Origin of the sequence: Streptomyces actuosus (assembly GCF_016921115.1) — a bacterium.
Taxonomy (GTDB): domain Bacteria; phylum Actinomycetota; class Actinomycetes; order Streptomycetales; family Streptomycetaceae; genus Streptomyces; species Streptomyces actuosus_A.
In genome coordinates, this window is the sequence record NZ_JAFFZS010000018.1 from 1 (window position 1) to 22,550 (window position 22,550).

A 22,550-nucleotide genomic window follows, 5' to 3' on the forward strand; every position below is an offset into this window, starting at 1 on the left:
ACCGCGGGAAGAACTCGTACCACGCGCCGTACAGCGCCCGCTCCCGCTCCACCAGCAACCCCAACGGCGCCGACGCCGTCACCAGCTCCCGCAACGGATGCCGCTCCAGCACCGCACCCACCTCCGGCGACAGCGCTGCGGCATGGCGCTTCCCGACGGGCAACGAGTCGTCCAGCAGCGTCCGCGCGGCCGTCCGCAGGACCGTGCGGGCCTCACCGCGCGGGGCTCGGGCCGCCGCTCGCTCGAAAAGCTGGCCGCCCTCCTCCAGGACCAGACCGACGTCGACGCCGGCCGGGATCTTGACGGCAGCGGTCCGGCGCCAGGTGGTGACGGGGTCGCTCCACGCCTCCACCGTGTACGTCCAGCGGCCCTCCGCGTCCAGGGCCACCTCGGCACCCCACCGGTCGGTCCCCGGGGCCAGCTCGCGCATCGCGATCCAGGGGCGCTTGCGGCCCTCGGGGTCCTTCAGCACGACGTTCGCGGCGACCGCGTCGTGCCCCTCGCGGAACACGGTGGCGGAGATCAGGAAGGTCTCGCCCACGACCGCCTTCGCCGGTCGCCTTCCGCACTCCACAAGCGGATCGACGTCGCGCACCGGAATGCGCCCGATGGGCCGGGTGGACTTCATGGTGAACCTCCGCCGTGCTCGATTCCGGGGCGCCGCCCGGATTTTGGATGACCACGCTGCACCGGAGGAGGCCTAATGCCCCGCCGGGAAACGCCGATTCGGGCGCGTTCCACTCCTGCGCGCGACGTTTTTCGCCCTCCGCGGGCCCTGCGTTCGCGGGGAGGTCTCCGAACCGGACCGCAGATAGCTCTCGGCGGCGTCGGCGGCCTCCCGCGCGCACCGCTTGCCCATGAGCACGCAGAGGGTGTAGCCGGAGTCCTCGAAGGTGGCTCGCACCGAGCGGTCCGCGGGCGCGGCGAGCATCGCGCGTTCCCAGGCCCGGTAGCGCTGCAGATGCCGGGACACTTCGGCTTTCGCGGGTAGCAGCATGGCGCTGTTCACCTTCCGGGAATGCGAGAGGTACGCCGCCCGGGGAACGGGCCGGCCGGCCGGGCAGGCAGAGGCGCGGACTCGTCAAACCTCTCGTGGCCTTCACTTATGGTGCACGGCGCATGACCCAGCGTCCTGTTGGATCTTGGTCGTGGTGCGCTCGTGTTGCACGAATGGCGTAGCCGCCGCATGGTTGGGGTTACTCAGGAGCGAATACCGCTCACGCTTCGTGTTCGGGGTCTCGGCCCGCGGGGCCGGGAGGAAGCGGGAGCGTCGCGGGTGAGGAGCCAACGACGATGAAGACCGCAGTGCCCTGCTACTACCACCTCGACGTGGAAGTCAGCCCGGAACGGGTCGGACAGATCAGGCGCATTCTGGCCGCGCACCTCCGGTACTGGGATCTGGACACTCTTGTCGAGCCGGTCTGCCGCAGCGCCGAGCTGCTGCTGAGGGCCATCGACGAGCACGCCACCGACAAGAACACCTCCATCGAGATGTGGTGGAACGGCCAGCATCTGATCACCGCCGTCGGGGAGAACGACAGCGACCTGCGCCCCGATCAGGAGCTGCGCGGGTGCCTGGAACGCATCGCCGCCGTGAGCGACGGCTGGGGCTGCTGTGCCACCGACACCGGCAGCAAGGTCATCTGGTTCTCGCGGCGCGCCCGCGCCGGCGACAGCGAGCCCCTCGTGCCCGTCTCGCCCGCCCCGCGCCTGCGGGAGGTGCGGCAGGTGCCCCGCGAGGTACCGGTCGCCGTCGCGGCCGGCCCGGACAGCGGCGTCCTGGAGGCCGCACGGTGACCGCACGCTCGCGACGCAGGACCACGGCAGGGGTGCCCGCTTGGAGCGGGCACCCCTACCCGCTGGGTGCCGCCTACGACGGCCAGGGCACCAACTTCGCCCTCTTCAGCGAGGTCGCCGAGGGGGTCGAGCTGATCCTCTTCGACGACGGCGGGAGCACCCGCCGCGTCCCGGTGACCGAGGTCGACGGTTTCGTCTGGCACTGCTACCTGCCCGGCGTCGGTCCGGGCCAGCGCTACGGCTACCGGGTACACGGACCGTGGGACCCGGCTCTGGGCCACCGGTGCAATCCGGCGAAACTGCTCCTGGACCCGTACGCGCGGGCCGTGGACGGGCAGATCGACAACCACCCCTCGCTGTACGAGCGGGCCCCCGGCGGTCCCGACCCGGCCGACAGCGCCGGGCACACCATGCTGGGCGTGGTCACCGACCCGTACTTCGACTGGGGCGACGACCGCCCGCCACGCAGGTCGTACGCCGACAGCGTCGTCTACGAGGCCCATGTGCGGGGACTGACCCGCACCCACCCCGACGTGCCCCGCGAACTGCGCGGCACCTACGCGGGCCTGGCCCATCCCGCCGTGGTGCAGCACCTGACCTCGCTCGGGGTGACCGCGGTGGAGCTGATGCCGGTCCACCAGTACGTCGACGACGGGGTCCTCCAGGACCGCGGGCTGTCGAACTACTGGGGCTACAACACCATCGGCTTCTTCGCCCCGCACAACGCCTATGCCGCCCACGGCAGTCGCGGACAGCAGGTCGCGGAGTTCAAGTCGATGGTCAAGACGCTGCACGCGGCCGGGCTGGAGGTCATCCTCGACGTCGTCTACAACCACACCGCCGAGGGCAACGGGAAGGGTCCCACCCTCTCCTTCCGCGGGATCGACAACGCCTCGTACTACCGGCTGGTGGACGGCGACTGGGAGCACTACTACGACACCACCGGCACCGGCAACAGCCTGCTGATGCGGCACCCCTACGTACTACAGCTGATCATGGACTCGCTGCGGTACTGGGTGACCGAGATGCATGTCGACGGCTTCCGCTTCGACCTCGCCGCCACGCTGGCCCGGCAGTTCCACGAGGTGGACCGGCTCTCCGCGTTCTTCGACCTCATCCAGCAGGATCCGGTCATCAGCCGGGTGAAGCTGATCGCCGAGCCCTGGGACGTCGGCGAGGGCGGATACCAGGTGGGCAACTTCCCGCCACTGTGGTCGGAGTGGAACGGCCGCTACCGGGACGCGGTGCGGGACTTCTGGCGTGCCGAGCCCGGCTCGCTCGGTGAGTTCGCCTCCCGGCTGGCCGGATCCTCCGACCTGTACCAGCACAGCCGCCGCCGGCCGCGGGCCAGCGTCAACTTCGTGACCGCGCACGACGGTTTCACCCTGCGCGACCTCGTCTCCTACAACGACAAGCACAACGGGGCCAACGGCGAGGACAACCGGGACGGCGAGAACCACAACCGCTCCTGGAACTGCGGTGTGGAGGGCGAGACCGCCGACCCGGCCGTGCTGGAGCTGCGCGGACGGCAGCAGCGCAACCTGATGGCCACGCTGCTGCTGTCGCAGGGCATCCCGATGATCGGTCACGGCGACGAACTCGGCCGGACCCAGCGCGGCAACAACAACGCGTACTGCCAGGACAACGAAGTGTCCTGGATCGACTGGCGGTTGACCGAGGAGCAGGAGGACCTCACCGACTTCACCCGCCGGCTGATCGCGCTCCGTGCCGGTCATCCCGTACTGCGCCGGCGCCACTTCTTCCGTGGAGAGACGGCCACGTACGCCGGCCAGCCGCTGCCCGACATGGTGTGGCTGCTGCCGGACGCCACCGAGATGGCCGACGAGGACTGGCAGCGCTCCGACGCGCACTGCGTCGGCGTCTTCCTCAACGGGGACGCGATCGCCGAGCCCGACCGCTACGGTCGGCCGGTCGTCGACGACTCGTTCCTGGTGCTGTGCAACAGCTACTGGGAGCCCGTCGTCTTCCGCCTGCCGGGCACCGCGTACGGCGAACGGTGGACGGTGTGCGTGGACACCGCCGAACCGGACGGGGTCCCCGACGAGACGGAGTACAAGGCGGCCACCGACGTCGCCGTGGCGGCCCGCAGCCTGGTCGTCCTGTCACGGCCGCCGGCGGGCGGAGCATAGAGGGGCGCGGGGGCCGCCGGCCCCCACGCGTTCGGGGCCGGTCCTTTGCGGAGGACCGGCCCCGAACCCGTTCCCCACTCCGGTGCCGTCGGGGTGCCGCCGGTCACCGCAGGGGGCGGGAGGTCACCGTGAACTGGGCTCCGTCGGCGTCGCGCAGCACCGCCTCGTCGGCGGCCTTGCCCAGGACGCTTCCGCCGTTCCGTTCGGCCGCGCGGGCGCAGGCGGCCACGTCCGGGACGGCGAAGTGGACCTGCCAGTGCGGGCGGATCGTCGGGTCGGGCGCCGCCTCCAGCGCCCCCGACACGATGCGGGCCACGATGTCGCCGCGGCTGCGCAGCACGACCTCGCCGCCCTCGTAGTGCACCTCGCAGCAGCCCGGGCGGTCCGAGGCCCAGTCGAGGATCTCGCCGTAGAAGATCGCGGCGGCGAAGGCGTCGCGGGTGTGCAGCCGGATGAAGGCCGGGGCCGCCTGCCGCCAGCGCTCCCAGTTGCTGACCAGGTCGCCCTCCCACACCCCGAAGGTCGCGCCGTCCCGGTCCGCGAGCAGCGCCGCTCGCCCGGGGGGCAACGAGATCGGTCCCACGGCCGCGGTCCCGCCGCGCTCGCGGACCCGGCTCGCCGCCTCGTCCGCGCTGGGCACGGCGAAGTAGGGGGTCCAGGCGACGGCCATCTGCCACATCGCGGCGACGGCGGCGATCCCGGCGACCGGCACGTCGTCCACCAAGGCGATGCGGAAGTGGTCGCCGAGTTTCGCCCTGCGCCATCGCCAGCCCAGGACGGCTCCGTAGAAGTCCTGGGTCGCTTCGAGATCGCGGCTGGTCAGACTCACCCAGCAGGGTGCGCCGAAGACCGAGCGGGTGGAGACGACCTCCGTCGTACGGGGGGTGCGGGCAGTGTCGTGGTTCATGGCACTCGCGTCCTGATCTCGTCGGCCGGCGGCCACCGGCCCTTCACCAGTCTCCGGCCGGACCCCTCCCGCGCGCCTGTCGAGTACGCCCGGTAGCGCCACGAGGCGGGCACGACGAGGATGGGAAGCGTGACACGGGTACCGCGGGAGCCGGACGGTGAAACGGACCGGCTTTTCGAGCTTCAGGAAGAAGTGGATCAGCTGAAGGAGGCCGTGTCCTCTCATGCCGTGGTCGATCAGGCCATCGGGATGATCGTGGCGCTCGGCCGGGTGACGCCGGATCAGGGGTGGCTGGTGCTGAAGGAGGTCTCCCAGCACACCAACATCAAACTGCGCCATGTGGCGGAGCTGATCCTGATCTGGGGGAGGAGCGGCAGGATGCCCGAGGGTATCGCGGCCGAACTGGCGGAGGCACTGGAACGGCACGGGCCCACGGAGATCCCGGGGGCCCCGCCCGGCTGAGCCGTGTGCGGCGGGCTCAGCGGGCTTCGGTGAGGATCTCCTCGCGCAGGTGGGCGAAGCAGCCGCTCAGCAGCCGTGAGACGTGCATCTGGGAGATCCCGAGCTGCTCGGCGATGCGGCTCTGCGTCATGCCCTTGAAGAACCGGAGGTAGAGGATGGTGCGCTCGCGCTCGGGCAGTGCCTCGATGCAGGGCTTGACGGCCACCCGGTCGACGACGGTGTCGTAGCCGGGGTCGGGGCCGCCGAGCGCGTCGGCCAGTGCGTAGCCGTCGGTGCCGGGCATCTCGGCGTCCAGCGACAGCGCGGAGAAGCACTCCAGCGCCTCCATCCCGGTGTGCACCTCCTCCTCGCTGAGCTGGGCGTGCTCGGCGATCTCCGCGAGGGTCGGCGCCCGTCCGGGAGTGGTCTGGGCCACCTCCTTGGCCGCGCGCCGGACGCGATTGCGCAGGTCCTGGACACGGCGGGGGACGTGCAGGGTCCACATGTGGTCACGGAAGTGCCGCTTGATCTCGCCGGTGATCGTGGGGACGGCGTACGCCTCGAAGGCCCGGCCGCGTGCGGGGTCGTAGTGGTCGACCGCCTTGACCAGGCCGAGTGCCGCGACCTGGTAGAGATCCTCCAGGTTCTCACCGCGTCCGCGGAACCGGACGGCGATCCGCTCGGCCATGGGCAGCCACAGTTCCACCAGTTCGTCGCGCAGGGCCCGACGCTGCGGCCCGTCGGGCAGCTCGGCCAGTCGGGTGAAGGCCTCGCCGGTGTCGGGGGCGTCGTGGTGCGGATGCTGGTTCGTACTGCCGGCGGTGCGCATCGTGCGTGCCTCCCTCAGCAGGTGCCGGTGGGAACAGACCCGCAGGAGGTGCGTGCTCGGAGTGGGCGGACCCCGTCGGAACCGGCCGGGCCGACTCCCGCGGAGGTGCCTGCTGTCCGAAGCACTGTCCGAACGATTCTCCCATATCGGGCTTGAGGAGCAAAACGCACACAGCGTGACACGCCTCGGAGGAGCCGGACCCCGTTGAGCGGCCGGGAGCGGGGTGGCTCGCCGCCGGCCGGGCGCGGCGGCGGCCCGGTGCGGCGACGGAGCGGACGGACCGGCTCCGGGCCGGGCCCGCCGTGGCCGGACCACCCGCTCGTCCCGACCGTCGACGTGATGTGCGGCACGCCCGCCGAACGGGGCGTGCGGCCGGTTTCCGGATTCCCGCTGGGCACGGCTTGATCACCGATCACCGGGCGCGAACGCCCTGGCCACAGCGCATTCTGCCCATTTGACAGTGTGCTGAGCGCCTGGATAGGAAGCAGCTTCAAGAGGTCGAGAGGTGGATTGTGTACGAGCCGAACGTGGTCGGGGACTGGCAGGACTACGACGAACATCCCGGCCTGCGCGTCCGCGTCCACCGTCTTGAGCCGGCCGACCCGCCGCGCGGACGGGACGACGCGGCGGAGGGGCTGACCTACTTCCGGCTCCGCATCGTCGTCGAGAACCGCGGCGAACGGCCGCTCGGCGTCCACCTGGAGGACGGCCAGATCGACGTACGGATCGGGCCCGACGGCGAGAGCGCCTTCATCGACTGGCGCAACTCGCAGTTCGTCGAGGGCTTCGACGTCTACCCGCTGCGCCGCGCCACCGCCCGGATCTACGCCGCGGGCCCCGAGGCCCTGCTCGGCCAGATCGACGTACAGGTCCAACTGCGCGTCGAGGAGGACTGGACCGGCCGGCGCATGTGGAGCGGCGCCCTCGGCCTGCAGGAGGGGCCCAGCAGTTCCCTCCCCGGCCCGGGCCGGGAGTGCCTGGCCCTCCAGGTGAGCAACTACCTGCGCGACCAGGCCGAGGAGGGCACCGCCTGACCGGTGCCGGCCTCCGGCACCGGTCAGGCGGTGCCGGGTCCGGACGCCCGCGGAGCGGGCCGAGTCGCGACCGGGCTCCGGCGCATCACGACACCCTGCCCGCGCGCTCCCCGCGCCCCGCGGGAAGCCGGGCACGGCTCCGCCGCGCGGACCCTCTCCGCCCCGCACGCGAGGGAACGTGCTCCGGACGTCGGTCCGTCTCCTGCCGGCAACTCCGGGAAGCGCTTCATCTGTCCCGCCTGAGCAGGTCGGGCGACGGCCACGGCGGTTCGGCAGCGCCCCGAACGGGGCGCGGGGAACCGCCGTGGCCGGCCAGGACGGCGCCCAGGTCGACCGACGTCGCGCACGGCACTCGCAGCGGAGCGCTCAGTGCGCGATGCCGTCGATGATCTCGCGGGCGCCCTGGCGCAGGAGCGCCACCGCGACCGAGGTGCCGAGGGTGGCGGGATCCAGCCGCCCGGCCCACTCGTGGGCGTTCAGCCGGGTCTTGCCGTCCGGGGTGAACACGCAGGCGCGGAGGGAGAGTTCGCCACTGCGGTCGACCCGCGCGTAACCGGCGATGGGGCTGTTGCAGTGGCCCTGCAGCACATGCAGGAACATCCGCTCCGCGGTGGCCTCCCGGTGGGTGTCCGGGTGGCCGAGCGCGCTGACGGCGTCGATGAGGTCGGTGTCGTCCTCACGGCACTGCAGGGCGAGGATGCCCGCGCCGATCGGCGGCATCATCGTCTCCGGGGGGAGCATCTCGCTGATCACGTCCCGCCGCCCGATCCGCTCCAGCCCGGACACCGCGAGAAGCAGCGCGTCCGCCTCGCCCGCCGCCAGTTTCTCCAGGCGCCGGTTGGCGTTGCCGCGGAACGGGACGCACCGCAGGTGCGGGTGGGTGGCGGCGAGCTGGGCGACGCGGCGGACCGATGAGGTGCCCACGCGGGTGCCGGGCGGCAGCTCGTCGAGGGTGAGCCCGCCGGGGTGGACGAGCGCGTCGCGGATGTCGTCCCGTGCGAGGAAGGCCGCGAACACCGTGCCGGCGGGCAGCGGCCGGTCGGCGGGCACGTCCTTGACGCAGTGCACGGCCAGATCGGCCTCACCGGCCAGCAGCGCCGCGTCGACCTCCTTGGTGAACGCGCCCTTGCCCTCCACCTGGGACAGGTCGCCGAGCCACTTGTCGCCGGTGGTCCTCACCGGTACGACCGAGGTGCTCACTCCGGGGTGCACTGCGGTCAACTCGGCCCGGACACGCTCCACTTGGGCCAGGGCCATGGGCGAGTCGCGGGAGACGATGCGGATCTGTTCCGGAACGGGCATGCGAGACACGATAGACCCTCCGGGGGCTCGGCATGCCGTGCTCCGGCCGGACGGCCGCCCGGTCTCCGGGCGAACTCCCGGCCGACCGGGGATCCCCGCCGCGGGCGGGCCGTTCGGCCGGAGCGCCGCTCGGGCCGTTCGGCCGGAGCGCCGCGCCGGCCGCCCGTGCCCGAGATGAGGCGTCCCGCATCCGCGGCGTTTGCGGGAGATGCCCGCAGGTGGTGCCACGGGCGGTGTGCCCGGGGCACCACGGCCCTGATTCCCGGCGTCCGCCGGCCGGTGCGGGCCCGGGGCGGGCGGCCCGGCCCGGCGGTGGGGCCTGCCCGCCGTGTCGCGGGCCGGACCTACACGTTGGTGTCGAAGGCGATGCCCGACGGCTTCGCCTCGGCGAGATGGGAGGCGAAGGAGCCGTCCTTCAGGCCGAAGTGGGCGCTGCCGAAGTCGTAGGCGCTCAGCTTGTCGCGCAGGCCCGCGGGGTATCCGTTCCAGCCGACCAGCGCCGGGTACTGCCAGGTGCCCTTGTGGTTCTCCGGGGGCTCGTCGTTCCCGTTCGCCAGACGGAAGCAGTGCGTGCGGATTCCGTCCTTGTGGTAGACGACCTTCGGGTGGGTGCCCTCGAAGCGGACCTGCGAGGCGGCGTGCACGGTGAACGAGCCGTGGTTGGAGGTGGAGACGTACTCGACCCGGTTGTCGCGCACCCACACCACGACGTGTTCCCAGTCGTGCCGGTGCCCGCCGAGGCCGATGCCCCAGATCGCCTGGTCCTTCTCGAAGTACAACCCGTAGATGATGGCGCACCAGCCGTTGTTGCAGGCGGAGCGGGAGTAGCTGTTGGTGTTGTCGAGGTCGGCGGCGTCGCGGCAGTTGCCGTTGAGGGCGCCGGTCGGCTTCAGGCCGGGATTGATCGAGCCGTCCGCGCCGATCGCCGGGGTGGCGTAGCAGCCGTCGGTGTCGTAGTCGAACGCGGGCTGGAAGGTGCGCTCCAGCGGGTTCGCGACCGAGGGCAGTGCCCCCGGAGGTGCGGCGAATGCCGTGGCGGGGAAGGCGACGACGAGCGCGAGAGCCGCGCCCAGTCCGGTGAGCCATCTCCTGCGGTGGGTCCGGAACGCGGGTGACGACACTGCGTCCTCCTCTGTATCGGGCGCAGCCCAACGGCTGTGGGGGGTAAGGGGGTTCAGCCTCCCGCAGTTTGCATGTCCGCGCCAAGAGGGCGTGGGTGCATCCGTGGTGAAGATCGGCCCAACAGCGGGGTCACGTGGGCGGGCCGGGCAGGTCGGCCGCCGACTCCTCGGGGGTGAGGTCCTGGCGCAGCCGCAGCCACGACGGCTGGCGCAGCAGACCCGCGCGGGTACGGGTGCTGTAGCGGACCTCTCCGACCAGCCGGGGCAGCACCCAGTGCGCGTCCGCCGTCCGGGGCGCGGGGGTGAAGGGGCAGACGTCGGAGGCCAGCTTCCGCAGCAGCAGGGCCAGTTGCTCCCGCTCGGCCTCGCTCCACCCCGTCCCGACGGCTCCGACGTGACGCAGCGACCCGGCCGGCGTCCGCTGCCCCACCAGGACCGCGCCGGGAAGTCCGGACAGCCGGCCCCTGCCGGGCAGCCAGCCGCCGACGATCACGTCCTCGCCGCGCATGTTGCGGATCTTGATCCAGGAGCGGGAGCGCACCCCCGGTTCGTACACCGAGTCGAGCCGCTTGCACACCAGGCCCTCCAGGCCGTGCTCCCGCGTGGCGTGCAGGGCCTCGGCGCCGTGGCCGACGAGCGCGGCCGGAGTCGACCAGTACTCCCCGTCCAGTCCGAGATCCCGGAGGATCGCGCGGCGCCGCACGTACGGCAGTGCGAGCAGCGGGTGTCCGGCGAGGTGCATCACGTCGAACAGCGCCAGGTGTACCGGCGCCTCGGCGGCCCGGCGGGCCGCGCGGCGCGGGGCGTGGGTCAGCCCCATGCGGGACTGGAGAGCCTGGAAGTCGGCGCGACCGTGCGCGTCGAGCACCAACACCTCGCCGTCCAGCACTGCGGCGGTGGCGCCGAGTGTGCCCCCCAGTGGTAGCAGCTCGGGGTAGGCGGCGGTGACGATGTCTCCGGACCGGGCCCGCAGCACCACGCTGCCGTCGCCGGCCAGATAGGCCACCACCCGCTGCCCGTCCTGCTTGGTCTCGTACGCCCAGCGCGCGTCCTGTCCGGCGGGCGGCAGGGTGCCGGGGGTCGCGAGCATGGGGGAGATCAGCGGCAGGGTCACGGTCGAAGGTGTCGACACCCGCGCGCCCGGGCACGCGTCCGGCCCGCGGGTTTCCCCTGAACGGCGCCGCCCGGCCGGCCGTGTCCACCCCCCGATCCGCTGCCCGCCGGGTCGTGGCGGCGGATCGCCCGAGCGAGCCCTCGGGCGGCAATCGGTCGACTCGCGCAACGACTGGTCGGGGGCGGCGGCCGGGACGCCGGTGCACGCGGCATGCGGCTCGCGGGCGCCGACCGGACGCCCGAGGAACTGCGCCGGCCGGCCACCCCTTTCCGCCGCACGGTCGGCGGCTTCCCGTGCTCACCGCCGCGGACGACGGGGAGCAGCGGCACCGACGGCTCCGGCGGCGATGTCGGGACCGCCGGGGCACCCCAGTGGTCCGAGCCTCGCCTACCGTCCAGTAATATCGCGCGCCAGGCCGTCGCCCCCTCGGGAGGACCCGTGTCCCCACGCTCGCCCCTGCTGCTCGCCGGTCTGCTGGCCGCCGCGGGTGCCGCCCACTTCGCCGCCCCGCGCCAGTTCGATGCGATCGTGCCGCGCTCACTGCCCGGCTCGCCCCGGGCCTGGACCTACGTCAGCGGTGCTGCCGAGCTCGCCCTCGCGGCCGGCGTCGCCCTGCCCCGCACCCGGCGCCGGGCGGCCCTCGCCGCGGCCGGGTTCTTCGTCGGTGTCTTCCCCGCCAATGTGAAGATGGCGGTGGACTGGCGCGACCGGCCCACCCCGCAGCGGGCCGCCGCTGTCGGGCGGCTGCCGCTGCAGGTGCCCCTGGTCCTGTGGGCCCGTGGTGTCGCCCGCACCGCCGGGGGGCGCGCGTGAGTGCCCTGCCGCAGGCCGGTGACCGGATCGAGGACTTCGAGCTGCCCGACGAGACCGGAACGCCCCGCAGGCTGTCGAAGCTGCTGAGCGGCGGGCCCGTCGTGCTCTTCTTCTACCCGGCCGCCCTGACGCCCGGCTGCACCGCCGAGGCCTGCCACTTCCGCGACCTGGCCGCCGAGTTCGCCGCGGTCGGCGCCCGCGCGGTCGGGATCAGCGGTGACGCCGTCGAGCGGCAGCAGGAGTTCGCCGGCCGCCACGGCCTCGGCATGACGCTGCTGTCCGACGTCGACGGTACGGTCCGCAAGCGGTTCGGCGTGCAGCGCGGCGTCACCCTGGCCCCCACGCGCAGGGCCACGTTCGTCATCGCCGAGGACCTCACCGTCCTGGAGGTCGTCCGCAGCGAGCTCCGCATGAACATCCACGCCGACCGGGCCCTCGCCGCCCTGCGGGCCCACCGGGGCTGATCCGCCCCTCCCGGGCCCGGCCCGCCCCGCCCCGGCCCGCTCGCCGGGGCGGGGGTCACGCACGGTGACCGGTCACGACCGCCCCTCGGAATCCGCGCACGCGTCCGCCGCCCGCGGGGGGAGCCGTGTTGCCGGCCCTGCACGGCCCTCCTGAGCTGCGCGGGTGCCGAATGGTTGAAGCGTCAGGCCAAGAGGACCATCCTGGCGATATGGAGCAAGTCGCCGCCGCGGCGGTCGTCGATACGCGGGGTGTGGTGACCGGGTGGAGCGAGGGCGCCCGGCGGCTGACCGGACGCCGGGCCGAGGAAGCCGTCGGGCGGTCCGCGCGCGACCTGCTCGCCGAGCCCCTGCCACCCCGGGTGCTGCGGTCCCTGATCGGCACCGTCCTGCTCCGGCACCGCGACGGCTCCGCCGTGTCCGTGCGGATCAGAGGCTGCCCGCTGCAGGGCGCGGACGGCACCCCGTACGCGTACGCGGTGACCGCCGAGCCGTCGGCCGGGACCGGGCCGTCCGCCGGCCACGAGCCGACGCTGGCCGGGCAGGCCTTCCAGCAGGCCTCGATGTCGATGTCCGTCTTCGACACCCGCCAGCGCTACCTGAGACTCAACGACGCCACCTGTCAGGTGCTGGGCGTCGACCAGGAGGACCTGCTCGGCCGGCACTACGCCGACACCGCCGAGGACACCGAGCACAGCCAGGGTCTTCTCGGGCATCTGCGCGAGGTCGCCCGCACCGGCTGCCCCGTCCGCTACGAGAGTTTCGTCCGCGCGCCCACCGGCCTGCGGGAACACGCCTGGAACATCGAGATGTGGCCGGTCCGCGACGCCCGCGACGAACTCACCGGCGTCGGCCTCGCCGCCTTCGACAGCACCGACCAGTACTGGGCCCGGCAGCGGCTCGCCCTCCTCAACGAGGCCGCGACCACCATCGGCACCACCCTCGACGTGGTCCGCACCGCCGAGGAACTCGTCTCCCTGGTCACCCCCCGGTTCGCCGACTTCGTCAGCGTCGACCTGCTGGAGTGGGTGCTCGGCGCGGACGAACCGCCCGCCGCGGCGCCCGAGGAGATCGTCCTGCGGCGCGTCGCCCACGGCTCCTCCCACCAGGGCACCCCGGAGGCGTCCGTCCGGCTCGGTGAGACGGACCTCTACCCGCCGTACTCGCCGCCCGCCCGCGCTCTGCGCGAGGGCCGGCCCGTACTCAGCGGCGCCGGCGACCCCGGCTTCGACCGCTGGGTCGCGGAACGCGACGCCCACGCCCCCGAGGGCAGCTCCTACCGCGAGGGCGCCCACTCCCTGCTCGCGGTGCCGCTGCGGGCCCGCGGAACGATCCTCGGCGTGGCGGTGGCGGTGCGGATCACGCAGCCGCGGCCGTACGCCGACGACGACGCCGCCCTCGCCGAGGAACTGGCCAGCAGGGCCGCCGTCTGCGTGGACAACGCCCGCCGCTTCGCGCGGGAACGCACCACCGCCCTGGTCCTCCAGCACAGCCTGCTGCCGCGCGGACTGCCCGGTCAGGCCGCCGTGGACGTCGCCCACCGCTACCTGCCGTGCGGATCGCTCGCCGGGATCGGCGGCGACTGGTTCGACGTCATCCCGCTCTCCGGCAGCCGGGTCGCGCTCGTCGTCGGCGACGTCGTCGGCCACGGAATCCCCTCCACGGCGACGATGGGCCGGCTGTGCATGGCGGTGCGCACCCTCGCCGACGTCGACCTCGCCCCGGACGAACTGCTCACCCACCTCGACGACCTCGTCACCCACCTCGCCGCCAACGGTGACGGCGGCGAGGTCGCCGAACTCGGCGCCACCTGCCTCTACGCCGTCTACGACCCCGTCGACCGCAGCCTGCGCCTCGCCGCGGCCGGGCACCCGGCGCCGGCCGTCGTCCTTCCCGACGGCACCGCGCACCTCGTGCCCATGAGCGCCGGACCCCCGCTCGGAGTGGGAGGCCTGCCCTTCGAGGCGGCCGAACTCCAGCTGCCCGAGGGCTCCGTCGTCGCCCTCTACACCGACGGCCTCGTCGAGAACCGCGATCAGGACGTCGACCAGGCCACCGAGGAGCTGCGCCGGGCGCTGACCACCCCCACGGAGAACCTCGACACCCTGTGCGACAGGGTGCTCAAGGCCGTCCTGCCGGAGGAACCCGCGGACGACGTCGCCCTGCTGCTGGCCCGCACCCGCGCGCTCGGCGCCGACCGGGTCGCCACCTGGGACGTGCCGCCGGACCCGGCGCACGTGGCCGCCACCCGGCAGGCCGCCACCGAGCAGCTCGCCGCCTGGGGCCTGGAGGACGCGGCCTTCGTCACCGAACTGGTCGTCAGTGAGCTCGTCACCAACGCCATCCGCTACGGCGCCCCGCCCATCCAGCTTCGGCTGATCCGCGACCGCGCCCTGATCTGCGAGGTGTCCGACGGCAGTTCCACCTCCCCGCACCTGCGCCGGGCCCACGCCTTCGACGAGGGCGGGCGCGGCCTGCTGCTGGTCGCGCAGCTCACCCAGCGCTGGGGCAGTCGGCAGACCACCGGCGGCAAGACGATCTGGGCCGAGCAGCCGCTGCCCGAGTGACCCCCGGCGCGCCCCGCGGCACGGTCGGCGCCGCTCCCGCACCGTGCCGTCGCTGCGGCGAACAGACCCGTCGGCCGCCACGAGGCCCCCGCCCGCCGCTGCGCGCGTTCCCGGCGCCGCCGAGGGCGCGGTCGCCGCGGCAGGACCGGGGGACGCGCGCGGCTGACCGGGCGCCCCCCGCCCCGCGTCACTCGAACCGCGCGGTGTCCCCCGCTCCGCGCCGCACGATCTCCGGCTCGCCACTGGAGAAGTCGATCACCGTCGTGGGCTCGGTGCCGCATTCGCCGGAGTCGACCACCGCGTCCAGCACGTGGTCGAGCCGGTCCTTGATCTCCCAGCCCTGGGTCATCGGCTCGTCCTCGCCCGGCAGCAGCAGCGTGCTCGACAGCAGCGGCTCGCCCAGCTCGGCCAGCAGGGCCTGCGTGACCACGTGGTCGGGGATGCGCACCCCCACAGTCTTCTTCTTCGGGTGCTGGAGCATCCGCGGCACCTCCTTCGTCGCCGGCAGGATGAAGGTGTAGCTGCCCGGCGTGGAGGCCTTGACGGCGCGGAACACGTCCTTGTCGACCCGGACGAACTGTCCGAGCTGGGCGAAGTCCTGGCACACCAGGGTGAAGTGGTGCCGGTCGTCCAGGTTGCGGATGCCGCGGATCCGCTCGGTGCCGTCGCGGCTGCCGAGCCGGCAGCCCAGTGCGTAGCACGAGTCCGTCGGGTAGGCGACGAGCGCGCCCTGCCGGATGCTCTCGGCGATCTGGGAGATGGTGCGCGGCTGGGGGTTGTCGGGGTGCACGTCGAAGTACTTCGCCATCCGCCGAGCTTAGCCGCCGCCGCAGCCCCCGCGGGGCAGCCCGGCCTCGGGCCCGCCGCACCCCGCCCCACGTGCACCGGCACCGGTCTGCGCACGAGAGGGGGGAACGTGAGGTAACGTCCGCCCGGCAGAGCGGAGATCCCGGCGAGGAACGAGGAGAAGGCCGATATGGCGGGCCCAGCGGAAGGGACATACGACGCCGACCCGGTATGGGCCCGGCAGCTCCTCGACCATCTGCGTCCCGCCGGACGGGACGCGGGCAAGGTCGTCGCCTGGCTCTCGGGCACCGTGCGGGCCGCGGTCTCCCTGCGGGACGGCACGGGGCACCTGCTCGCGGGGGAGCCGGTCCCCGTGGACGAGGGCCTTGCCGCCGACGTCGTCGGCGGGCGGATCGCCTCCGCCGCCTGGGACGGACAGGGCCGCCACGTGCGGCTCGTCCGCGTCGGACTGCCGGACTCGGCGGGGGTGCTGGCCGTCTCCCGCACCGCCCCCTTCGACCGGAGCGCCGCCGACGTCGTCACCCACACCGCCGCCCTGCTCGAACTCCTGCTGCGGGCACGTGAGTCGGCCGCCACCGGGTACCGGCTGCGGCAGGCGGCCGCCGACCTGCGGCTGGCGATCCTCCAGCTGCTCATGGTCGAGGACCCCGTCTCCGCGCGCCGGGTCGCCGCCGGGCTCTGGCCGGGGCTCCTCGACACCGACACCGCGTGCGTGTACGTCGTCGAGGGCCGCCCCGAGGACCGCGACCGCATTGCCGAGGAGTGCCTGACCGCCACCCGCGAGGAGGCCCTCGTGGTGCGCTGCCCGGCCATCGACGCGCACGTCATCGTCGTCGCACCCGGCGAGGCGGCCGACGAGGCCCTGCGCGCGGTCGTCGACCGCCGCCACGACGCCTACCTGGGCGGCAGCACCCGCCAGCGCCTGGCCTGCACCGCGGGCGCCTACGGGCAGGCCGTCAGCGCCCTCGCCGTCGCCCGCTTCCGCCCCGAGAAGACCGCCGTCTACGCCGAACGCACCCACCCCGAACGGCTCATGGACCCTGCGGCGCTCACCGCCTGGACGGCACGGCTGCTGCGCCCGTTGGAGGAGCTGCCGTGCCATGTCGGCGGCGAACTGCTCGCCACCACCCGTCTGGGCCTGGAGTTCACCGCCGTCAACGCGGCCAAGGTCCTCGGCGTGAGCCGCAACACCGTCCGCGCCCGCATGACCCGCACCGAGGGTCTGATCGGCGCGGACTTCTCCGACCTCACCGCCCGCGCGGCCGTCCACCTCGCGCTGAACGCCCGGATCTGCCTCCCCGAGGAGGAGCGGAGTGTCCCCGACGTCCGCGCCCGGTTCTTCGATCTCCTCGCCGGTCCGGCGGTCCTCGCCTGGGCGCACGACCTGCTGCGGCGCCTGGACGACGACGCCCGCGACCTGCGGGGCACGATGCGTGCCTGGATCGCCGCCGGCGGCAATGCCGAGCGGGCCGCCCAGCGCCTCGGTGTCCACGCCCAGACCGTCCGTGAACACGTCCGCGGCGCCGAGCCCGTCCTGGAACGGCAGTTGCTGGCCGGCGGCCGGGACCTGTACGAGGTCGTCCTCGCGCATCTGGCCACCGGGGACCTTCGACCGCCCGCCCTCGGCTCGGAGGAACGGGGCGATCAGGACGCACCTGTGCACGGGTGAGCCCCGGCGCCCGCGCATCGGGCACGAACACGGTTCACACATGCCCCGCCGTCCACATAGGTTCGAGGCACGGCCGCAGGGGCCCGACCGGAACGGGGGACCGGTGGGGCCCCTGCCGCGCCGTCAGCCCCCGAGCCGTACGGGGATCTCCTGCCACCCGAACGCGATGAACGACGGCACCTGCCGCAACTCGGCATCGGCGAGCCGCAGGTCGGGAAAGCGCTCGAACAGCGCGGGAAGCGCCGTCAGGGCCTCCATCCGGGCCAGCGGCGCACCGATGCACCGGTGCACACCGATCCCGAACGCCATGTGGTCGTCGGCACCGCGCGCGGCGTCGAAGACGTCCGCGCCGGGGCCGTAGTGCTCGGGGTCCAGACCGGCCGCCGCGTACGTCGTGATGATCGCGTCCCCGGCCGGGACGGTGACGTCGCCGACGGTCACGTCGCTGACCGCGAACCGCAGCGGCAGCGAGGCGATCGACGGATGCACCCGCAGTGTCTCCTCGACGACCCCCTCCCACCCGATCCGGCCCGCCCGCACCGCGGCGAGTTGCTCGGGGTCGCGCAGCAGCGCGACGACCGCGTTGCCGATGAGGTTGACGGTCGTCTCGAAACCGGCTCCGATGACCAGCAGCAGCGTGTACAGCAACTCCTCGTCGCTGAGCCGGTCTCCGTCCTCGTCGCGCACCCGGATCAGCTCGGTGGTCATGTCGTCGCCGGGCTGCTCCCGCTTGTGCGCGATGAGCGCGCCGAGCACCTGTCCGATCTGCTCCTGCACGAACGCGGCATGCTCGGGCGAAGGGTCGGAGGTGTCCATGATGGCGGCCACGAGCCGGACGTTCGCCTCCCGCAGCTCCTCCGGCACGCCGAACAACTCACAGATGATCTGCATGGGCAGTTCGTGCGCGAACGCGGCCTTCACGTCCACGACCTTCCCGTCCGCACCGGCCGCGGTCAGCTCGTCCAGGAGCTCGGCGGTGATCGCCTCCACGCGCTTGCGCAGGTCCTCGGTGCGGCGGTGGGTGAAGCTCGGCGCGACCAGCTTGCGCAGCCGGGTGTGGTCCGCGCCGTAGGTGGAGAGCATGTTGACCACGCCGACCCAGCCCAGGATCCACCCCCAGGACGGGTGCTCGCCGATCTCCGGCCACAGCCGCCAGTGCTGCCGCGGGTCCTTGCTCACTCGCGGGTCCAGGACCAACTGCTTCACGGTGTCGTAGCGGGTGGGCGCCCAGGCCGGTATCCCGCCGGGCAGTTCGACGGGCACGATCGTGCCGAGGGCGCGCAGCCGGGCGCTCTCGGCGGTGATGTCGGCGCCGAACGGGTCGAGGGGGATGCGGTCGGTCACGGTCACGACAGGTCTCCTGCCTGGTCGAGGGTGCGGGGGGTGAATCGCACGGGCAGTGCGGTCAGTGAACGGTGGAAGGGACCCGGCCGCCAGGCCAACTGCTCGCGCGGCAGAACCGGCTCCATGTCGGGCAGCCACAGCGTGAGCCGCTCGATCGCCTCCGTGGCGATCAGCAGGGCGTGGTGCTTGACCGGGCAGGTGTGCGGGCCGGCGCCCCACGACAGGTGCGAGGCGTCGCCCGGCAGCCGGTCGGCGCCGTGGCTCAGCTCGGCGGCGCGGGCCAGCGCGCCGAAGGCGACCACCACCGGCACCGCGGCCCGCAGCCACACGCCGTGGAACGACATCGGACGGCGGGCGTAGTAGACGCCGTAGTTGGTCAGCGGCGTCTCGTGGTGCAGCACCTCCGCCACCGCGTCCGTCACCGGCCGGGCCCCGCTGGTCAGCGTCGAGTAGTAGGCGGGGTTGCCGAGGATGCGCGAGAACGCGTTGGACACCAGGTTCGCGGTCGGCTCGTAGCCGGCGCCGAGGGTCAGGAAGACCTGCCAGGCGACCTCGTCGGGGCTGAGCGCGGCAGGATGGTCGAGCAGCCGGCTCGGCAGGTCCTCACCGCGTCGTTCCGTCTTGGCCGCGACGAGCTCCAGCACGTACCGCCCGTACTCCGCCTCCCCTTCGGCAGCCTGCGCGCCGCCCTCCATCATCTTGCCCAGGCCCGTGTTCAGCCGCTCGCCGTAGCTGTCGGGCAGCCCGAACAGGTCGTTGAAGACCAGCGCCATCAGCGGCCGGGCGAAGCCGCCCACCAGGTCGGCCTCGCCCTGCGGGCCGATGCGGGCCGCGAGCAGCCGCACCGCCCGGTGCACCCGGGCGCGCAGGTCGTGCGGTTCGACGAGGTCGAAGATGTCGATCAGCGCGGTGCGGTAGCGGACGTGGGCCGCGCCGTCGGCGAACAGGGCGTTCGGTCGCCACCGCATCATGCCCAGCACGGGGGAGTCGTCGGCGACCGTCGCCTCCCAGGGGCTCGGGTCGTGGGAGAACGCGGCCGTGTCGCGCAGCACGTCCAGAGCCGCCTGCCGTCCGGTGACCAGATAGGCGGGTACACCGGGCGCAAGCTCGGCCCAGCCGACGGGCCCCTGGGCGCGCAGGGCGGCGTAGTAGCGGTCCGGGTCGCGCGCGAAGCCGTCCTCCCACAGGCGCACCGGCGCCGAGCGGGAGAACGCCTCCTGGGCAGCGGGGTAGGTGGTCACAGGGGCTCCGTGTCGGTGCGTGTCTGACGGTTGATCAGGTGCTGGACCAGGGCGAGCAGCGCGTCGAGGGAGGAGTTCGCCTCCCGCGCGTCGCACGTCACCATCGGCGTGCCCGGGTCCAGGTCCAGGGCGGCACGCAGCTGGTCCTCGGTGTAGTGCCGGGGAGCGTCCGGGAAGGCGTTGAAGGCCACCGCGTACGGCAGCCCCGACTCCTCCACCAGCCCGAGCACGTCGAACGAGGCGTCCACGCGGCGGCTGTCGACGAGGACGAGCGCGCCGAGGGCGCCGTAGGCGATGTCGTCCCACAGCGGCCGGAACCGCTCCTGCCCGGGCGTGCCGAACAGGTACAGCACGATCCCGTCCGGCAGGCTGATCCGGCCGAAGTCGATGGCGACGGTGGTCGTCGCCTTGTCCCGCACCCCGTCGAGGTCGTCCACCTGCGCGGACGCCTCGGTGAGGTGCTCCTCGGTGTGCAGCGGCCGGATCTCGGACACCGAGTCGATCAACGTCGTCTTGCCCACCCCGAAGGGGCCCGTGACCAGGATCTTCACCAGGTCGCGGGCGGTGTCCGGCAGGTGGATGCGGCTAGTGCTTGAGGGCGCGGAGGCCATCGGCCACTCTCTTCAGCAGGTCGGGGTCGAACCGTTCGGCGGGTGGGATCGGCGCACGGGCCACCAGGAGGTCCTGGTCGACGAGTTCGCCGGCCAGCACCCGTACGGCGGAGAACGGCAGCCGCAGCAGGGCCGCGGCCTCCACCGCCGTCAGCGCCCCTTCGGCCAGCTCGTCCAGCAGGGCGAGGTGGGCCGGGGGCAGCCCGTCGGGCACCGCCCGGTCGCTGCGCCGGAGCAGCGAGAGCCGCTCCAGACGCAGTCGCGGGTGCCGGGCCGCACCGCCGGTCGCCAGGTAGGCGGGGACCAGGGGACGGCCGCCCGGACGTCCCGTCATACCGGCGCGCCGTCGGCTCCCCGGGGCGCGGCCACCATCGCCTTCTCGGCCAGCCGCGCCACCTGCGAGTGCACCCGGTGGGCCAGCAGGTCCAGGCGTACCTCGGCGTCGCCGTACGCGGCCACGCAGGTGCCGTGGTCCGTCGGCACGATCAGCACGTACCCGAGATCGGACTCGATGACCACCTGGCGCACCTCGGCCCGGTCGGCGTCGGCGAACGCCGCGGCGGCCGTCCGGCACGCTCCCTGCACGGTCGAGGTGATCGCGGCCACCCGCTCCGCCGAGGGCCGGCTGAGGGAGTCCGTGTACCCGGTCACGAGCCCGTCCCGGGTGAGCAGGACGGCCGCCACCACGTGCGGCACCTGCAGGATCGGCTCCAGCACCCATGCCGTGTCGCCCGTCTCGTGGCTGGTCATCGAGCCGCTCCCCCTTCGTGGTCGGTGTGATCGCTGTCGTTCGGTGTGTGTGCGGCGCCGCCCGCCGCGCGGGCGGCGGCCGTCGCGGACTGGAGCGCGCCGAGCGCGGCGGCGGCCTGTTCCGCGCGGTGCGGCGCGGCGGCCTGCGGTGCGGCGGGCCGCGGCGCGGGTTCCTGCCCGGTGGCCGCCGGGGTGCGGCGGCGCCGCCGCGGCAGGCCACCGGTGTCGAGCGCGTCGTCGGGTGCGCTGTCGTACGCGCTGTCGTGCTCGGGGACGCCCCGGACGCCCGTGCCGGGCGCGGCGTGCGCCGGGACACGAGGGGCGCCGTTACCGGGCGGCTCCGCCCCGTACGTGTGGGCCGGCGCGTCGGGCGGGTCGCCCACCGGGGTCTGCGGGGTACGGCCGTCCGCCGGCCCGGTGGGGGGCGCGGTGTCCACGGCGTACCGCTCGGAGACAGTCTCGCGAGTGGAACGCGGGGCGCTGGCCGCGGGAGGCCGTTCGGTGGGGTCGATCCGGCTGAGCAGGTGTTCGGCGACCAGCAGGACGGCCCGGACGCCGCCATAGGGGGAGATCGTGGAGACGTCGACACTCAGGTCGAACTGCCGGGTCAGCTGCCCGATCGCGGCCAGCCCCATGCGCGGCGGATCCCCGAGGTCGGTCAGCAGGATCGGCTCCCTGCCCGCCACCAGCCGCTGCGCGCGTTCGCGCTCGTCGGACGTCATACCGACACCGGCGTCGTCGACGGTGACGCACACCCCGTGGTGCACGTGCTCCAGGCTCACCAGGACCTCGGTGTCCGGAGAGGAGTGCCGCAGCGCGTTGTCGAGGAGCTCGGCGGTGATGATGGCGACCGGCTCGACCGCGTGCGAGACCAGGGCCGTGCCGGGCCGCAGATGATGGTGCACGGCGACCCGCCGGTAGCCGGCGAGCCGGGCCTGGCCGCCGGTGACCGCGTCGACCAGGTGGGACTCCTCGCGGGCGAGCCCGACCCAGGCGCCGCAGACGACGGCCGCGACCTGGGCGCGCCGCAACGACTGCTCGTTCTCGTGGTCCAGTTGGAACAGCGTATGCGCCAGTTCCGGGTCGTCGTACTGCTGCTGAAGTCCGCGCAGCGCGTCCTGCAGGCGGTAGAGGGCCGCCTGGATCTCCCGGGTGGCGCCGCGCATACCGGCCTGCGCCGCGGCGTCGACGCGGACGTGCTGTGCGGCGAGTTCCACGCGCAGGCCCTGCAGGACGCCGTCGAGCGCCCGGCCGAGGGGAGTTCCGGTGGTCTCAGGGGCCAGTGGGCCGGGGACCACCACGTGCGGATGGGCGAGTGCGCGGGCTGCCGCCGGCAGCCGCCGCGAGGCCAGATGCTCGATTTCGCTGGTGAACGCCCGCGTGGCTTCGTCGAGTTGCCTGCGCAACGCGTCCGACTCCGCTCGCTGCCGGGACAGTTGGCGCCGGGCGTGCAGCAGCCCGCCGCCCAGGGCGAGTGCGGACAGCGTGCCGGCGGCGAGGCCGCCGGCCACCAGGTCCGGTATTTCAATCATGGAAGGGTTCCAGGAGGAAGCGGGCAGGGGAGGGCTCGGGTTTCCTCTGTCGAGGTGTCC

Annotated in this window: 22 protein-coding genes; 8 read left to right on the forward strand and 14 right to left on the reverse strand. The window is 73.5% G+C overall.

The annotated features are described in order from the left end of the window. Together JS756_RS21810 and JS756_RS21815 are read right to left on the reverse strand one after the other, a co-directional pair. The coding region (locus tag JS756_RS21810) for a maltotransferase domain-containing protein (RefSeq protein WP_205384844.1) at positions 1 to 628 on the reverse strand (628 nt) is incomplete at its 3' end. A gap of 72 nt (positions 629 to 700) precedes the next feature. Further along, positions 701 to 997 carry a DUF5133 domain-containing protein gene (locus JS756_RS21815; RefSeq protein ID WP_205384845.1) on the reverse strand — a complete coding sequence of 99 codons (297 nt, stop codon included), beginning with the start codon at positions 995 to 997 and terminating at the stop codon, positions 701 to 703. 296 nt (positions 998 to 1,293) lie between these two features. On the opposite strand from JS756_RS21815, the gene JS756_RS21820 reads away from it, so the two are divergent. Both JS756_RS21820 and glgX read left to right on the forward strand, forming a co-directional pair. Beyond that, complete coding sequence (locus JS756_RS21820; protein WP_205384846.1) at positions 1,294 to 1,797, forward strand: pep a2; 504 nt, start codon at positions 1,294 to 1,296, stop codon at positions 1,795 to 1,797. Positions 1,798 to 1,829: 32 nt separating this feature from the next. Next, positions 1,830 to 3,947 (forward strand): glycogen debranching protein GlgX, encoded by a 2,118-nt coding sequence (gene glgX, locus JS756_RS21825; protein ID WP_205384950.1) that lies wholly within the window; start codon positions 1,830 to 1,832, stop codon positions 3,945 to 3,947. A gap of 103 nt (positions 3,948 to 4,050) precedes the next feature. Here the strand turns inward: glgX and JS756_RS21830 are convergent, their stop codons facing one another. Next, on the reverse strand, positions 4,051 to 4,854 hold the full coding sequence (locus tag JS756_RS21830) for a VOC family protein (protein ID WP_205384847.1): 804 nt from the start codon (positions 4,852 to 4,854) through the stop codon (positions 4,051 to 4,053). A gap of 120 nt (positions 4,855 to 4,974) precedes the next feature. On the opposite strand from JS756_RS21830, the gene JS756_RS21835 reads away from it, so the two are divergent. Further along, entirely contained in the window at positions 4,975 to 5,316 is a 342-nt protein-coding gene (locus JS756_RS21835) for an ANTAR domain-containing protein (RefSeq protein WP_205384848.1), read from the forward strand. A 16-nt stretch (positions 5,317 to 5,332) separates the two neighbouring features. Here JS756_RS21835 and JS756_RS21840 read toward each other — a convergent pair whose 3' ends face one another. Further along, positions 5,333 to 6,124 carry an RNA polymerase sigma factor SigF gene (locus JS756_RS21840; RefSeq protein ID WP_205384849.1) on the reverse strand — a complete coding sequence of 264 codons (792 nt, stop codon included), beginning with the start codon at positions 6,122 to 6,124 and terminating at the stop codon, positions 5,333 to 5,335. 512 nt (positions 6,125 to 6,636) lie between these two features. Between JS756_RS21840 and JS756_RS21845 the strand changes: the two genes are divergently transcribed. Beyond that, a complete protein-coding gene (locus JS756_RS21845; protein ID WP_205384850.1) occupies positions 6,637 to 7,158 on the forward strand; it encodes a hypothetical protein in 522 nt (173 codons plus the stop codon). Positions 7,159 to 7,524: 366 nt separating this feature from the next. Here the strand turns inward: JS756_RS21845 and hemC are convergent, their stop codons facing one another. From hemC to JS756_RS21860, 3 genes are all read right to left on the reverse strand, one after another. Continuing rightward, entirely contained in the window at positions 7,525 to 8,460 is a 936-nt protein-coding gene (gene hemC, locus JS756_RS21850; protein ID WP_205384851.1) for a hydroxymethylbilane synthase, read from the reverse strand. Between the two features lie 344 nt (positions 8,461 to 8,804). Further along, positions 8,805 to 9,581: an NPP1 family protein gene (locus JS756_RS21855; RefSeq protein ID WP_205384852.1), complete on the reverse strand. Its 777-nt coding sequence runs from the start codon at positions 9,579 to 9,581 to the stop codon at positions 8,805 to 8,807. A 130-nt stretch (positions 9,582 to 9,711) separates the two neighbouring features. Next, entirely contained in the window at positions 9,712 to 10,695 is a 984-nt protein-coding gene (locus JS756_RS21860) for an ATP-dependent DNA ligase (protein ID WP_307790882.1), read from the reverse strand. Positions 10,696 to 11,133: 438 nt separating this feature from the next. On the opposite strand from JS756_RS21860, the gene JS756_RS21865 reads away from it, so the two are divergent. From JS756_RS21865 to JS756_RS21875, 3 genes are all read left to right on the forward strand, one after another. After that, positions 11,134 to 11,508, forward strand: a complete 375-nt coding sequence (locus JS756_RS21865; protein WP_205384853.1) for a DoxX-related protein — start codon at positions 11,134 to 11,136, stop codon at positions 11,506 to 11,508. Then, on the forward strand, positions 11,505 to 11,972 hold the full coding sequence (locus JS756_RS21870; protein WP_205384854.1) for a peroxiredoxin: 468 nt from the start codon (positions 11,505 to 11,507) through the stop codon (positions 11,970 to 11,972). The genes JS756_RS21865 and JS756_RS21870 overlap by 4 nt, the downstream gene beginning before the upstream one ends. Before the next feature lie 209 nt (positions 11,973 to 12,181). Further along, on the forward strand, positions 12,182 to 14,536 hold the full coding sequence (locus tag JS756_RS21875) for an ATP-binding SpoIIE family protein phosphatase (protein WP_205384855.1): 2,355 nt from the start codon (positions 12,182 to 12,184) through the stop codon (positions 14,534 to 14,536). Between the two features lie 187 nt (positions 14,537 to 14,723). On the opposite strand, the gene JS756_RS21880 is transcribed toward JS756_RS21875, so the two are convergent. Then, positions 14,724 to 15,344: an L-threonylcarbamoyladenylate synthase gene (locus JS756_RS21880; protein ID WP_205384856.1), complete on the reverse strand. Its 621-nt coding sequence runs from the start codon at positions 15,342 to 15,344 to the stop codon at positions 14,724 to 14,726. A gap of 168 nt (positions 15,345 to 15,512) precedes the next feature. Between JS756_RS21880 and JS756_RS21885 the strand changes: the two genes are divergently transcribed. After that, positions 15,513 to 17,012 (forward strand): helix-turn-helix domain-containing protein, encoded by a 1,500-nt coding sequence (locus tag JS756_RS21885; protein WP_205384857.1) that lies wholly within the window; start codon positions 15,513 to 15,515, stop codon positions 17,010 to 17,012. Between the two features lie 123 nt (positions 17,013 to 17,135). Here JS756_RS21885 and JS756_RS21890 read toward each other — a convergent pair whose 3' ends face one another. From JS756_RS21890 to JS756_RS21915, 6 genes are read right to left on the reverse strand one after another with little or no spacing between them, the layout of a single operon-like run. Next, on the reverse strand, positions 17,136 to 18,362 hold the full coding sequence (locus JS756_RS21890; protein WP_205384858.1) for a cytochrome P450 family protein: 1,227 nt from the start codon (positions 18,360 to 18,362) through the stop codon (positions 17,136 to 17,138). After that, positions 18,359 to 19,597 (reverse strand): cytochrome P450 family protein, encoded by a 1,239-nt coding sequence (locus tag JS756_RS21895; protein WP_205384859.1) that lies wholly within the window; start codon positions 19,595 to 19,597, stop codon positions 18,359 to 18,361. The genes JS756_RS21890 and JS756_RS21895 overlap by 4 nt, the downstream gene beginning before the upstream one ends. After that, positions 19,594 to 20,208, reverse strand: coding sequence for a GTP-binding protein (locus JS756_RS21900; protein ID WP_205384860.1), 615 nt, complete (start codon positions 20,206 to 20,208; stop codon positions 19,594 to 19,596). The genes JS756_RS21895 and JS756_RS21900 overlap by 4 nt, the downstream gene beginning before the upstream one ends. Beyond that, complete coding sequence (locus JS756_RS21905; RefSeq protein ID WP_205384861.1) at positions 20,183 to 20,542, reverse strand: DUF742 domain-containing protein; 360 nt, start codon at positions 20,540 to 20,542, stop codon at positions 20,183 to 20,185. The genes JS756_RS21900 and JS756_RS21905 overlap by 26 nt, the downstream gene beginning before the upstream one ends. Beyond that, entirely contained in the window at positions 20,539 to 20,958 is a 420-nt protein-coding gene (locus JS756_RS21910) for a roadblock/LC7 domain-containing protein (protein WP_205384862.1), read from the reverse strand. The genes JS756_RS21905 and JS756_RS21910 overlap by 4 nt, the downstream gene beginning before the upstream one ends. Beyond that, positions 20,955 to 22,490 (reverse strand): ATP-binding protein, encoded by a 1,536-nt coding sequence (locus tag JS756_RS21915; RefSeq protein WP_205384863.1) that lies wholly within the window; start codon positions 22,488 to 22,490, stop codon positions 20,955 to 20,957. The genes JS756_RS21910 and JS756_RS21915 overlap by 4 nt, the downstream gene beginning before the upstream one ends. Positions 22,491 to 22,550 lie beyond the last annotated feature (60 nt).

Coding starts and splice junctions, on each gene's coding strand:
- JS756_RS21885 (WP_205384857.1), top strand. CDS start 15,513: ATGGCGGGCCCAGCGGAAGGGACATACGACGCCGACCCGGTATGGGCC.
- JS756_RS21900 (WP_205384860.1), bottom strand. CDS start 20,208: ATGGCCTCCGCGCCCTCAAGCACTAGCCGCATCCACCTGCCGGACACC.
- JS756_RS21820 (WP_205384846.1), top strand. CDS start 1,294: ATGAAGACCGCAGTGCCCTGCTACTACCACCTCGACGTGGAAGTCAGC.
- JS756_RS21815 (WP_205384845.1), bottom strand. CDS start 997: ATGCTGCTACCCGCGAAAGCCGAAGTGTCCCGGCATCTGCAGCGCTAC.
- JS756_RS21880 (WP_205384856.1), bottom strand. CDS start 15,344: ATGGCGAAGTACTTCGACGTGCACCCCGACAACCCCCAGCCGCGCACC.
- hemC (WP_205384851.1), bottom strand. CDS start 8,460: ATGCCCGTTCCGGAACAGATCCGCATCGTCTCCCGCGACTCGCCCATG.
- JS756_RS21835 (WP_205384848.1), top strand. CDS start 4,975: ATGGGAAGCGTGACACGGGTACCGCGGGAGCCGGACGGTGAAACGGAC.
- JS756_RS21840 (WP_205384849.1), bottom strand. CDS start 6,124: ATGCGCACCGCCGGCAGTACGAACCAGCATCCGCACCACGACGCCCCC.
- JS756_RS21875 (WP_205384855.1), top strand. CDS start 12,182: ATGGAGCAAGTCGCCGCCGCGGCGGTCGTCGATACGCGGGGTGTGGTG.
- JS756_RS21910 (WP_205384862.1), bottom strand. CDS start 20,958: ATGACCAGCCACGAGACGGGCGACACGGCATGGGTGCTGGAGCCGATC.
- JS756_RS21905 (WP_205384861.1), bottom strand. CDS start 20,542: ATGACGGGACGTCCGGGCGGCCGTCCCCTGGTCCCCGCCTACCTGGCG.
- JS756_RS21915 (WP_205384863.1), bottom strand. CDS start 22,490: ATGATTGAAATACCGGACCTGGTGGCCGGCGGCCTCGCCGCCGGCACG.
- JS756_RS21830 (WP_205384847.1), bottom strand. CDS start 4,854: ATGAACCACGACACTGCCCGCACCCCCCGTACGACGGAGGTCGTCTCC.